The 12481-nt window shown below is 44.4% G+C and carries 12 protein-coding genes; 7 read left to right on the plus strand and 5 right to left on the minus strand.

Annotated elements, in window-relative coordinates; translation table 11 throughout:
• Nucleotides 1-283: 283 nt before the first annotated feature.
• Entirely contained in the window at nucleotides 284-1126 is an 843-nt protein-coding gene (locus AC1DP6_RS02425) for a tetratricopeptide repeat protein (protein ID WP_477053417.1), read from the minus strand.
• Nucleotides 1127-1150: 24 nt separating this feature from the next.
• The gene (locus tag AC1DP6_RS02430; protein ID WP_073084475.1) at nucleotides 1151-1438 is read right to left on the minus strand and encodes an HU family DNA-binding protein; all 288 of its coding nucleotides are present in this window, start codon (nucleotides 1436-1438) and stop codon (nucleotides 1151-1153) included.
• A gap of 219 nt (nucleotides 1439-1657) precedes the next feature.
• Between AC1DP6_RS02430 and mutY the strand changes: the two genes are divergently transcribed.
• From mutY to AC1DP6_RS02460, 6 genes are all read left to right on the plus strand, one after another.
• The gene (gene mutY / locus AC1DP6_RS02435) at nucleotides 1658-2731 is read left to right on the plus strand and encodes an A/G-specific adenine glycosylase (protein ID WP_477053418.1); all 1074 of its coding nucleotides are present in this window, start codon (nucleotides 1658-1660) and stop codon (nucleotides 2729-2731) included.
• Between the two features lie 197 nt (nucleotides 2732-2928).
• Nucleotides 2929-3387: a single-stranded DNA-binding protein gene (locus AC1DP6_RS02440; protein ID WP_441577685.1), complete on the plus strand. Its 459-nt coding sequence runs from the start codon at nucleotides 2929-2931 to the stop codon at nucleotides 3385-3387.
• Between the two features lie 132 nt (nucleotides 3388-3519).
• The gene (gldE, locus tag AC1DP6_RS02445) at nucleotides 3520-4863 is read left to right on the plus strand and encodes a gliding motility-associated protein GldE (protein ID WP_441577684.1); all 1344 of its coding nucleotides are present in this window, start codon (nucleotides 3520-3522) and stop codon (nucleotides 4861-4863) included.
• A gap of 22 nt (nucleotides 4864-4885) precedes the next feature.
• A complete protein-coding gene (gldD, locus tag AC1DP6_RS02450; protein ID WP_477053419.1) occupies nucleotides 4886-5488 on the plus strand; it encodes a gliding motility lipoprotein GldD in 603 nt (200 codons plus the stop codon).
• 72 nt (nucleotides 5489-5560) lie between these two features.
• Nucleotides 5561-6127 (plus strand): DUF3109 family protein, encoded by a 567-nt coding sequence (locus AC1DP6_RS02455; protein ID WP_477053420.1) that lies wholly within the window; start codon nucleotides 5561-5563, stop codon nucleotides 6125-6127.
• 46 nt (nucleotides 6128-6173) lie between these two features.
• Nucleotides 6174-7553 carry a LutB/LldF family L-lactate oxidation iron-sulfur protein gene (locus tag AC1DP6_RS02460; protein ID WP_477053421.1) on the plus strand — a complete coding sequence of 460 codons (1380 nt, stop codon included), beginning with the start codon at nucleotides 6174-6176 and terminating at the stop codon, nucleotides 7551-7553.
• On the opposite strand, the gene AC1DP6_RS02465 is transcribed toward AC1DP6_RS02460, so the two are convergent.
• From AC1DP6_RS02465 to purH, 3 genes are all read right to left on the minus strand, one after another.
• Nucleotides 7550-8815 (minus strand): energy transducer TonB, encoded by a 1266-nt coding sequence (locus AC1DP6_RS02465; protein WP_477053422.1) that lies wholly within the window; start codon nucleotides 8813-8815, stop codon nucleotides 7550-7552. The two genes, AC1DP6_RS02460 and AC1DP6_RS02465, sit on opposite strands and share 4 nt — an antisense overlap.
• A complete protein-coding gene (locus AC1DP6_RS02470) occupies nucleotides 8808-9386 on the minus strand; it encodes an RNA polymerase sigma factor (protein WP_477023674.1) in 579 nt (192 codons plus the stop codon). Before AC1DP6_RS02470 ends, AC1DP6_RS02465 begins: the two co-directional genes overlap by 8 nt.
• Nucleotides 9387-9544: 158 nt before the next feature.
• On the minus strand, nucleotides 9545-11059 hold the full coding sequence (gene purH, locus AC1DP6_RS02475) for a bifunctional phosphoribosylaminoimidazolecarboxamide formyltransferase/IMP cyclohydrolase (protein ID WP_477053423.1): 1515 nt from the start codon (nucleotides 11057-11059) through the stop codon (nucleotides 9545-9547).
• Nucleotides 11060-11311: 252 nt separating this feature from the next.
• Here purH and AC1DP6_RS02480 point away from each other — a divergent pair, with 252 nt between their 5' ends.
• Nucleotides 11312-12448, plus strand: coding sequence for a hypothetical protein (locus AC1DP6_RS02480; RefSeq protein ID WP_477053424.1), 1137 nt, complete (start codon nucleotides 11312-11314; stop codon nucleotides 12446-12448).
• Nucleotides 12449-12481: the final 33 nt, after the last annotated feature.

Here is a 12481-nt window from a genome sequence, read left to right on the forward strand (position 1 = left end):
GAATTCAATTGCGGGATCTATGGAAACAACCTGCATGACTATAGCAATTTAAGAAGTAAATGCTAGAATCATGCAGGATATATGAAAATTTTTATCCGACCACCGCGCCGGGAAAATACCGTATTAGTATAAATGGCGGGAAACTGGAGTAATTATTTCTTTTTACTTTTATGCCGGTTCTTTCTCAGTCTTTTTTTACGCTTGTGAGTGGCAATTTTATGTCTTTTTCTTTTCTTACCGCAAGGCATACGCTGATACGTTTTTAAATGATTGAAAAATAATATTATTGAATACTTTTAATGTAACTATCTACTTCCTTCTTCAGTTCCGGATCGGTCATCAGCTGTTTTGCTTTTTCAAACAGCTCAATCGCTTTCTTCTTGTCTCCTTTGCTCCGGTACGATTCTGCCAGCACAAATAATACTTTCGCATTATCCGGGTGACTCTTCGCAACGCCTTCCAGTCTTTCGATAGCTTTATCGTACTGACCCGATGTAATAGCAAGGTTAGCTAAAGTAACCTGTGCGTCTATATTATCAGGATGTGCAGCCACTACTTCTCTTAGCTTAGCCACACCTGTCATAGGTTCACCGGTGTTCATGTACACCATGGCCTGTGATATTTTAAGTGTGTCGTTCGCCGGGTTCAATTGTATTGCCTGATCAAACAAAGTGATTGCTTGCTGGGCTTCCCATTTTGCTACACGCGGATCTTCTGCATGCTGCAAGTGGGCCAAAAATAAATTGGCTGCAAAGGTGAGGCTTTTTTCGGAATTTTCCAACTTAGCGGCTTCGCCAAGATAATATGCGGCTACGGGCAGCTGGTTAAGGCTGTCCCAGGTGTTGTACAATTGCTGATAGGCGGCTATCTGTTGGGTCTTCACATCCCCGCGGACAACATTTGTCTCAATTGAATTTACCTGTAAAAGTTTTTCAGCAGGAATTTTCCCCTTCGCTGTAGTAAGCAGTTCAGAGAAGGCAATAGGTTCTACATCCTGTCCACCCTGCATAGGGGCGGCAGATGACATAGGTTTCTTTTCTGACCGGGGCACAGTACGGCCAAAGGCGAATAATATCACCAATAGTGCTACCGCAGCACCCACCAGAAGAACTTGTGATTTTTGCATCGCCTAAATTATTAGGCTGCAAAATTAAGAACTTTTAAGCTTCTTTACCTCAGCAACAAATTCTTTCGAAGGTTTAAATGCCGGAATAAAGTGCTCAGGGATCTCCACAGCTACGTTCTTCTTGATGTTACGCCCAATCTTGGCTGCTCTTTTCTTAGTGATGAAACTTCCAAACCCACGGATATAAATGTGTTCTCCGTTTGCAAGTGCTTCTTTCACCTCTTTGAACATAGCCTCGAGTGTGACTAACACATCGACTTTGGGGATGCCGGTTTTTTCAGCAATGTTGTTAATTAAATCAGCTTTTCTCATATGAAAGCGAGAGGATTACTTTACTCTCAAAGTTAATTTAAAAATTCTAATTGCTGAATTTTAAGCAAATAAATTTTATCATTTTTTCTTATAACTGGTATTGGCGATAATTTATATTTATTTGCAGGCCCGGAAATGGGTATCTGTTGTACCTTATAGGGTTTTGTACAGCATTTGCCATATCAATATACTAAATAATTTTATTAAAATAATATATAAATGATATCACCCCGACATTTTTTTACTGAAAAATTACTGGAATGGAACCGGGAGATGAACACCCGCAACATGCCCTGGAAGGGTGAAAAGAATCCATATCGTATCTGGTTATCTGAAATCATTCTCCAGCAAACCCGCGTGGAGCAAGGATGGCCGTACTATGAGCGCTTCATCCAAAACTACCCCACTGTCACTAAACTTGCCGCCGCCCCGGAGGAAGAAGTATTCCGCCTGTGGCAGGGATTAGGCTATTATGCCCGCTGTAAAAATATGCTGGCCGCCGCCCGCCAAATTACCAACCTCCATCATGGAAAGTTCCCGGATCAGTATGAAGAGATTAAAGCTCTCAAAGGAATAGGCCCATATACTGCTGCCGCCATCGCCTCCTTTGCTTTTAATCTCCCCTATGCCGTGCTCGACGGCAATGTTTTCCGGGTCCTCTCCCGCTACTTCGGCATAGAAACGCCCATAGACAGCACCGCCGGCAAAAAACAATTCGATACACTGGCCCAGGAACTCCTCCCCGAAGGCGCTTCTTCCGAATACAACCAGAGTATTATGGACTTCGGCGCAGTAGTATGCAAACCACAGCAACCACTATGCGCAGACTGCCCCCTCCGGAAAAAGTGCGTGGCCCTGCATAACCAGTTAGTACCCCTTCTCCCGATAAAAACTAAAAAATTAAAAATCAAAAAAAGATACTTCAACTACCTGCTGGTCAATTACAAAGAAGAAATCTTTATCCGGAAAAGAACCGACAGCGATATCTGGCAAAACCTGCATGAGTTCATTCTCATTGAAACACCAGCTCCTTCAGATATCACCACAATACAGTCTTCCGAAACATTCCGGCAACTTTTCGGCAACATCACCTTTGAAATAGACCGGGTATCAGCGCCCTTTAAACAACAGCTCACCCACCAAACCATTCATAGTCAGTTTATTAGTCTTACCGTGAAAAAACGCCCTGATCTGCCAGGATACACGCTGGTGGCGAGAAACAGCCTGAATAACTATGCTTTTCCAAAAACAATTACCACCTTTCTGGAAAGCAATCACCTGCAATTATTTTAGCCTTCACGCATAGAGATAAAAAATATACATTAACCATTAAGACAGTTCAGTAATAGTAGTGAAAGAGAAAATCCGGCTCAATCGGCTGCCAGTAAGAAATTTTTCACTATCGATTGGAAAAAAATATTAACTTTAAGAAGGTTGTTTATTTATTAAAAGAAGAACTTTTTAACAATAGACTAAAAAAACCTACAACTATGAGAGGTGTTAATAAAGTAATCCTGATAGGCAATTTGGGCAGAGATCCGGATGTACAGTTTCTGGAAGGGAATATTGCAGTAGCCAAATTTTCGCTGGCAACTACTGAAACATTCAAAGACAGGGCCGGTAAGCTCATTTCACAAACAGAATGGCATACGGTGGTGCTTTGGCGCGGATTGGCCGAACTGGCGCAGAAATACCTGCACAAAGGCAGTCTTGTTTATATTGAAGGCCGTTTACGCACCCGCAGCTGGGAAGATAAAGAAGGCAACAAAAAATTTGCCACCGAAGTTGTAGGAGACAACCTGGTTATGCTGGATAAACGCATGGACCTCAATAACCAAGATCACCCCATACCTCACCATAGCAGTACGAGCACAGGCAGTGGAGAAAATTTCCGGGAACTGGAAATCCCCCCTTCATTGAATGAACCTGCAGACGATCTGCCTTTTTAGTTGCAAAAAAATATTAAGTTTTGATCCTACGTAATCCCATATAGGGACATTACTTATATTTGCGTGCAGGGAAAGCAATTCCATGAATTACTTTCCCCTTATTTTTGATTATTTACATCAAAGTTGAACATCTTGGGCATCCTTTCGGCAAGCAACGTATCCTATTTTTTACAAGCCAGCGCACCTATTGGCACCCCTAATGTGGTGGTATTTCTGCTTGTTATATTTGTTCTACTGCTGCTTACCTTCATCGTATCCGGGGCAGAAGTAGCTTTCTTTTCCTTAAATTATAAGGATCTGAATGTGCTTAAAACCCGGCAGAATGCCTCCGGCAAACTTATTACCAAACTACTGGAAAAGCCGAAATCACTCCTCGCGTCTTTACAAATAGCGGGTATCCTGTTGACCATTGCGTTCATCATGATCACCAATTACCTCGTTACCCAGATGGAAGACCTGCAAACACTGCCGGTTGTTTCCCTCGTGGTACGTATTGCCGCTATCTGCCTGATATTACTGTTCTTCGGCCAGATACTCCCCAGGGTATGGGCCGCCCAGAACAATATTCGTTTCGCTACCTATTTCGCCTGGTTTGTAAGCCTGGTTCATGCCACCATGGAACCAGTAAGCGATTTCTTTGTAAGCCTCAGCGGCAGCATTGAAGCCCGCCTGTTTCACCGGGGCAGTGGCCCGGTAAACTACCAGGAAATTGATGAAGCCATCGAAATGAGCGTAGACCCTACCGCCTCCCAGGAAGAAAAAAATATCCTGAAAGGCATCCTCAAATTTGGCAACATCACCGTGAAACAGATTATGCGCGGCCGGCTCGACGTAAATGGCGTGGAATATGACAGCCCGTTTGGCGATATCGTCAAACGCGTAGCTGATCTGCACTACTCCCGCTTACCCGTATATAAGGATAACCTGGATAACATAGTAGGTGTTATTCATACCAAAGACCTGCTACCTCACCTCGACAAAGGCAGCAATTTTGACTGGCACGAAGTAATGCGTCAGCCTTTCTTTGTACACGGACATAAACTCATTGAAGACCTGCTCTCCGAATTCCAGAGCCGCCGCATGCATTTTGCCGTAGTGGTAGACGAATTTGGCGGTACTTCCGGTATCGTTACCCTGGAAGATATCATGGAAGAAGTAATCGGCGATATCAAAGACGAATTTGACGAGGAAGAATTCAACTACAACAAAGTAGATAACTTCACCTATGTATTTGAAGGCAAAACCATGCTGAATGATGTTTGCCGGATCATGAACATACCTCCTGAAACCTTTGAAACAGTGAAAGGCGAAAGCGACTCCCTCGGCGGCCTGATACTTGAGCTGGCCGGAAAATTTCCGGAAGAAAACAGCGTTATTAACTACAACAACTATGATTTTACTGTACTGGAAGTAAATAAAATGCGCATCCAGAAAGTACAGGTAACCATCAGGCCGGACGCCGCTGACAAAGTATAGCCGCCTGCTAAATAACCGTAAAATGCCACATATAAAAGGAAAGGCCCTCGCCGTGATTTCCCTGCTGATATTACTATTTGCAGCCTGCGAAAATGTACCCACACCTAAACCAAGGGGTTACTTCCAGGTAAAATTCCCGGAAAGAGCCTACCGCAAATTTGATATGCCCGGCTACCCATATACATTTGAATATCCTGCATATGCCAATATCATTAAGGATACTTCCTTTTTTGGTGCAGCTCCCGAAAATCCTTACTGGATCAATGTAGACTTCCCTTCCCTCAACGGGAAAATTTATATGAGCTATAAGATCATAGGCCCCGGCAACAATGCCTACCGTAAACTGGTGGATGATGCCTTTAAAATGACTTATAAGCATACCTATAAAGCCGAATACATCGATGAAAATGTGATCCACACCCCCAACAATGTGAGTGGTACCTTTTACGAAGTAGGCGGTAATGCGGCTTCCTCCAAACAATTCTTTGCTACGGACTCCATCCACCACTTCCTCCGGGGAGCCCTCTATTTCGACGTTACACCCAATGCCGACTCCCTCGCTCCAGTATACAAGTTCCTGGAACAGGATATGTGGCATATGGTAGAAACCCTCCGCTGGAGATAAGCCGGTAATGCCGTAACTTTGTGGTCTTATTAAGATTGTCTGTATATCATTTCAGGCATAAGACCGTTTCCGATGATCATCATTGACGATAAATACATAAGTGACGAAGTAATTGAAGAGCAGTTCGTATGCAACCTGTCGGCATGCAAAGGCGCCTGCTGTGTAGCGGGCGACTGTGGTGCTCCCCTGGATAAAACCGAAGTTAAAGCCCTGAAGAGAATTTATCCGCAGATTAAATCCTACCTGCGTGAAGAAGGAATCCAGGAAATTGAACGCACCGGCACCAACACGATAGACGATGAATACGGCTATGTAACACCTATTGTCAACAAAGGCATTTGTGCTTACGCAACAGTAGATGCCCATGGCATTGTGGGTTGTGGCATAGAAAAGGCGTACAATGATGGTGTGGTGGATTTTAAAAAGCCTGTTTCCTGTCATCTTTATCCCATCCGCATTAAAAAATACGAAACATTTGAAGCGGTAAACTATGACCGCTGGGATGTTTGCAAGCCTGCCTGTAAGAACGGTAAAACGTTACAGGTTCCGGTCTATCGTTTTCTCAAAGATGCTTTGATAAGAAAATACGGCACGGAATTTTATGAAGTGCTGGATAAAATTGCAAGAGAACACAAGTAAATCATTTTTGGATTTAACTATCTTTAATTAGGAACACTGCTTGCTTATGCATCAAATAGCATCTACTTTTCTCGAAGAAAGTGAAAAAAAAGCCGCTGACCTGGGTCACCGACAGACTATCAACTTCAACATAGGTAAATATAATACTGCCGTAAAAGCCGGTAAACAACAGTTTTCTGATTTACCCGGCGCCAGGGAAAGAGCCAAAAATATTAAGTGGAGAGCTATTGAGCACCTGGATAATCACCTGGAAGAATTTGAGCAAAACTTTACCCGTCGTGGTGGTAAAGTCATCTGGGCAGAAACTGCCGAACAGGTACAACAGGAAATACTCGCTATCTGCAAAGCCAAACAATGCAAAAGCATTGTGAAAAGCAAGTCTATGGCCACAGAAGAAGTACACCTGAATGCCTTTATGGAAAGTAACGGCATTGAATGTGTGGAAACTGATCTGGGAGAATATATACAACAACTGGACGGGGAACCGCCCTACCACATCGTTACACCGGCCATGCATAAGAGCAAGGAAGATGTAGCCCGTTTGTTTGCAGAAAAACTGGGAACAGATCCTGGTCTCACACCGGAACAACTCACCCTCGTAGCCCGCGAAAAACTCCGTCACAAATACCTGGAGGCCGAAATTGGTATCACCGGCGCTAACTTCATTCTTGCTGACACCGGCTCTATAGCGGTGACAGAAAATGAAGGTAATGCCCGGTTAACTACTGCATTTCCCAAAACACATATTGTATTAGTAGGTATAGAAAAGGTACTCCCGTCTATTGCAGACCTGGGGCTTTTCTGGCCTTTACTGGCTACTTATGGTACCGGTCAGCAGATCACAGCTTACAACAGCATCTTCAGTGGTCCGCGCCAGGAAGGAGAAGTAGACGGTCCTGAAGAAATGTATGTGATCCTGATGGATAACGGCCGCACCAATATCCTGCAGGATACCACTGCCCGTGAAAGTTTGTATTGCATCCGTTGCGGCTCCTGCCTCAATGCCTGCCCGGTATATAAGAATATTGGCGGCCATAGTTATGCCGCTACTTATAGTGGACCTATAGGTGCTGTTATTACCCCACACCTGAAAGGAATGGATTCGTATATGCACTTAAGTTTTGCCTCTTCTCTCTGTGGCAACTGTACGGAGGTATGTCCGGTGCGTATCAACTTGCATGAATTATTACTCCATAACAGGCAGAAGGCCGTAGAGGAAAACTATACTTCAGGCGGGGAAAAATTTGCCTGGTATGTATGGAAACAAGGTTGTGCCAGTCGTAAGATGATGAACCTGGCCAGTGGCAAAATGAAAAATTTCCTGTTAAAAAGATTCTTTGCGAAGAGCTGGGGCGATAACCGCGAGTTACCCGTATTTGCAGCCAAATCCTTTAATCAGCAATGGAAAGAGCGGAATAAGCACTAATCCTTATCCACTGTAAACTTCACTTTTACTTTTACTTTAGCAGGCTTTCTGTCTGAAGCAGGTATCCATGCGGGACCTTCTTTGATTACTCTGATGGCTTCTGCATCGCAGGCATCATTCAGGTGACGGATGATCTTAAAGTCCTGCAGGGAACCATCCGGCATAACGGTAAAGGATACACGTACGATGCCTGTATATTTATTTTCCGGGTTCACTGTTTTTGTGCGGAGATAATTTTCAAACGCTGTTTCTCCGGTTACTGGTGCGGGTTCCCGGTATACCATTTCTGCGTCATTGCGGTTGTCACTGGTTACATTTACCCCTGCCGCTTTTCCCTGCAATGCGTTGGCTATACTGTTCACGCTGTCTGCACTTACGCCATTCATGCCCCGGATCATCACCGACTGGCTTTGTGTTACATTTTTCTTTTGTGCACCATAGCTGGTGATCACAACTTCATTTAATGATTTATCATTATTGCCGGAGAGTGTTGGACTGGCCCACTGCGACCGGTTTGCCTCCTGCTTTTTATCAGCATTGGCATGTGGTACAAAATAGTGTTGATATTCTTCTTGTTTATCCTTTTTTTCCACTGCAAGAGCACCTGCAGGGGCATTATTCACCGGGGCGGGTACAGCACTCACGGGCGGCGCGGCCTTATATACTGCCGGCGGCGCGGTACTTGCAGCTGCTACTTCCGCACTGGCAGGTGCAGCTGCATTATTTGAAGGAGCAGGAGCGTCATCAGCTGATGACAGGGTAAAGCGTTGCTCCTTTAACCCGTTATTTTTAGTTGTGGCGGGTGCCGGAGGCAATACTTTTTTAGAAAGCTGATCTGCACTTGCCATTGCCGGCGCTGATGCCCGTTCGTCCTGCGGCAAAGAATCGGCCACCGGAGCGGGTGGAGGAACCTGCATCTTAGCCAGTGGTGGTGCGCTTCGTTGCTGATCCCACAAAAACCAGCCGGCCGAGAACATCAGCAATAATATGGCTGCAGCAGCGGCCCAGCGATAATAAAGTGTGCGAACCTTTCCTGCTTTGGGCGAAACCCGTCCCTCCAGTCTGGAAACAAGATCTGCCTGATGCGCCTGCTGTTCCGGAGCGTGCTCAGCATATCCTTCCAACGCGTCGGCCAGGAACGGATCGTCCAGGGCCTGGCGTTCCAGGTCGTGCATGGCTTTATCGTCCAGCTCTCCTGCCAGATATTGGCGGATGAGCCCGGCGAGTTCTTCCGGTTTTATATGTGGTCGCTTGTCAGACATCTTGTTGTTCCATACATATTTTCAGGTTACGCTTCCCGTTCTGTATATAGCTTTTTACTTTGTTCATGTCATAGCCGGTCATATCACTTACCTGCCGGTAGCTTTTCTCCTGCAGATAAAACAGGTCAACGCTACGCTTTTGCTCTTCCGGCAAGGTTTCCAGGCATTTTTCCATGCTCCGGAGGTTATCTTCCAGCGTAATTCCGTTCTCATGATGCCCTATTTCTTCATTTTCCACAACAGGGTGATCATCGATAGAAACTTGTCTTGATTCCTTGTTTTTCATGGCCCGCAGTTTCATTAAACAATGATTACGGGCCAGTACATGGAGCCAGCTTTTAAAATTCTGGACTTCGTGCTGTTTTAACTTACCGATCAGTTCTTCAAAGATCTGCATTACGGCGTCCTTACTGGCATCTTCATCAAAATATTTCAGGCACACCCCATATACCAGGTTCATATAACGCTGGTAAAGAGCTGCAAGGAAGTCCAGTTTGCCGGTAGCTTTATACTCCCGGATCAAAAAGGCATCCTCCGCATCCTGCATGATATTTTGTTGAATAAAAGACATTTGGAACAGCTATCGGCTCTTCGCCTTAGGCTTTTAGAATTATATTGATTTACAAGCTGACAATACTATTATTTTTTTTCGAATATCTAACGGGTAAAATAAGAAAGCACCGGAAACTCCAGTGCTTTCTCATTTTAATTGTACGTGGTGAATAACCCTTAGTGCCTGAAGTGACGCATTCCGGTCATTACCATTACCATATCATGTTCTTTACAGAATTCGATGGAGTCGTTGTCTCTCATGGAACCACCTGGCTGAATCACGGCTTTAATACCCTGTTCGTGTGCAATGCTTACACAGTCGTTGAACGGGAAGAAAGCGTCAGAAGCCATTACCGCCCCTTTCAGATCAAAGCTGAACTGTCCTGCTTTTTCGATGGCATGACGCAAAGCATCGATACGGGAAGTTTGCCCGCATCCTTTACCGATGAGTTGTTTGTTTTTCACCAGGGCAATCGCGTTTGATTTCAGGTGTTTGCAAACGATGTTGGCAAACTCCAGGTCAGATTTTTCTTCGGCAGTAGCTGCGCGGGCACCTACTTCGTTCCATTCTTTGTAGTTGCCGTTATCGCTGTCCTGCAGTAATACGCCGTTCAATACATTTTTGTACATGTATTTGCTCTTCACGGGTTGTTTCTGTTCCAGCAGGATGCGGTTCTTTTTCGCCTGCAGTACGGTGAGTGCGTCTGCATCAAAGCCTGGTGCGATCAGGATTTCAAAAAAGATTTCGCTGATAGATTCGGCGGTAGCTTTGTCTATTATCTTGTTGGTAACGAGTACGCCACCGAAAGCACTTTCCTTGTCACCAGCCAATGCTGCTTCCCAGGCTTCTTTCAGGGTATTGCGGGAAGCTATACCGCAAACGTTGGTATGCTTGATCACCGCAAAGGTGGTCGCTTCAAATTCYTGGATCAGCTGGCAGGCAGCATCTACATCCACCAGGTTATTAAAGGATAATTCCTTTCCGTGCAATTTATTAAATACTTCGTCCAGGTTACCGTAGAAAACACCACGCTGATGCGGGTTTTCGCCATAGCGGTTTACCTGCCCCTGTGGAATAGAGAGTTGGAAATTAGCGCCAGGCTCATTATTCAGGAAGTATTGAGAAATCGCTACATCATAGTGTGCACATACTTCAAATGCCTTAGCAGCAAAGCTTCTGCGGTCTTCTATGGTAGTAGCACCGTTGTTGTCAGTTAATACTTTTTCCAGATCAGCGTATTGATCTTTGGAGGCAACAATCACTACATCTTTGTAGTTTTTGCCGGCAGCACGTATCAGGGAAACACCACCTATATCAATTTTCTCAATAATAGTTTGTTCTACGCTGGTGCTCTTCACGGTTTCTTCAAACGGATACAGGTCTACGATCACCAGGTCAATTTCCGGGATCTGGTATTCCTTCAGCTGTTCCAGGTCCTGCGGATTATCGCGGCGGGCCAGAATACCACCAAACACCTTTGGGTGCAAGGTTTTAACACGTCCACCCAAAATAGAAGGGTAAGCAGTCAGGTCTTCAACTGCTACACATTTCACACCCAGGTCCTCAATAAATTTTTGCGTACCGCCGGTGGAATAGATGGTAACACCCTGTTCACCTAACTTTTTAACAATGTTCTCCAGGTTGTCTTTGTAGAAAACGGAGATCAAAGCGGATTTAATTTGCTTTTGCATGAATGGAAAACATTAGAAATTAATAACATAGGCTCCCTGATCCGGAACCGAAAAGAAGCGCAAAGTTAACACGTAACAATCATTTTTCCATTTATCAATCAGATGGGCGCTGTTATTTATGAAAAAAAGCAACTTATCAGGTGATAATTCTTTATTACTTAACCTTTTAAAATACCAATTATTTTATATTTTGCAATGAGTATCCGTAGTTATTCCAATAGTTCTGTACCCGTCTAAAATTTACATCCCTATATGAAAAGAATTGTTTTGTTGTTTGCCCTGCTATGCCTGCTTTCCAGTGTGAAAGCGCAGGTTGTTTGTGATACGGTAATCACCTATTTCAAAAATAGTACACCCGCTAATGGTGTTAAGATTAAAACCAATCTGCCCTTTACTAACGGAGCGGAAATGCCTACGATTATCATGGAGGGTTATAATTTCGGTACTGGTGAGGCCATTGGACTCATCATTAATTTTTATGTGTATGATAATGCCTTCTCACGATTGGGCGCTTCTTCGTTTGGTTCCTATACACCACGCATGTTCATTGCTAATGAAGGAGGGAAAGTGGTTATTTTCATAGACAGTAAAGATTATTATCAACGTTTTGCTGTCAGAGCGTTTGCTAAAGGCATGACGATGGATGTTCCTGCCAGTTACCAGGGTTGGAGTGTTGTTGACGAGGACATTTTAGGCACTGCTACTCAAAAAACACAGATAAGCTATTTGAACAGATTTAGTGGCCTCGTTACCCTTTTAGGAAACGGAGGAACCAATAATTCAGGGCGCCTGGGTATCAATGTTAATTCTCCTCAGGCCCCGTTACATGTGATGGCGACTCCAACAGACACCGCCAATAGTTTGAAAATAGCCGCAGTACTGGGTAATTCGTATAACGAATGGACTACTTTTGGCGGCACTACCGGAGGAAGGATCCGCGGCAGCAATGAAGGCTACCTGGTGCTCGAAACAAATGCTGCCGGTAGCGATAATAAGCTTTATATGAATACTGCTTCAAAAGGCAATATCATAATGGCCACCGGTGGAGGAAGTGTGGGTATCGGAACAATAACTACCGGCACAAATAAGCTGGCTGTAGAAGGTACTATCGCTGCGCGAAGAGTAAAAGTCACGCAAAACAACCCCTGGCCTGATTATGTATTCGGTGAAGACTATCCCCTCACACCTCTTTCTGAAACAGAAAAGTATGTGAAAGCAAATAAGCATCTCCCCGATATGCCATCAGCTAAAGAAGTGGAAGAAAACGGTGTGGATCTGGGAGAAATGAACAGGAAGCTATTAGAGAAAATGGAAGAAATGACGCTGCATATGATCCAAATGCAGAAGAAAATTGATGCCCTGGAAAGTAGAATGCAGAAGAAGCAGTAGTCAGATTACCAGTAGCTTATTTAATACGAGGAC

The organism is Chitinophaga sp. 01L420 (assembly GCF_056399985.1).

Bases quoted from the DNA above. Each gene is read 5' to 3' on its own strand.
- AC1DP6_RS02440 (WP_441577685.1), top strand. From the start codon at position 2,929: ATGAGAGGTGTTAATAAAGTAATCCTGATAGGCAATTTGGGCAGAGAT.
- AC1DP6_RS02470 (WP_477023674.1), bottom strand. From the start codon at position 9,386: ATGTCTTTTATTCAACAAAATATCATGCAGGATGCGGAGGATGCCTTT.
- AC1DP6_RS02460 (WP_477053421.1), top strand. From the start codon at position 6,174: ATGCATCAAATAGCATCTACTTTTCTCGAAGAAAGTGAAAAAAAAGCC.
- AC1DP6_RS02425 (WP_477053417.1), bottom strand. From the start codon at position 1,126: ATGCAAAAATCACAAGTTCTTCTGGTGGGTGCTGCGGTAGCACTATTG.
- AC1DP6_RS02480 (WP_477053424.1), top strand. From the start codon at position 11,312: ATGAAAAGAATTGTTTTGTTGTTTGCCCTGCTATGCCTGCTTTCCAGT.
- AC1DP6_RS02455 (WP_477053420.1), top strand. From the start codon at position 5,561: ATGATCATCATTGACGATAAATACATAAGTGACGAAGTAATTGAAGAG.
- AC1DP6_RS02430 (WP_073084475.1), bottom strand. From the start codon at position 1,438: ATGAGAAAAGCTGATTTAATTAACAACATTGCTGAAAAAACCGGCATC.
- mutY (WP_477053418.1), top strand. From the start codon at position 1,658: ATGATATCACCCCGACATTTTTTTACTGAAAAATTACTGGAATGGAAC.
- AC1DP6_RS02465 (WP_477053422.1), bottom strand. From the start codon at position 8,815: ATGTCTGACAAGCGACCACATATAAAACCGGAAGAACTCGCCGGGCTC.
- gldD (WP_477053419.1), top strand. From the start codon at position 4,886: ATGCCACATATAAAAGGAAAGGCCCTCGCCGTGATTTCCCTGCTGATA.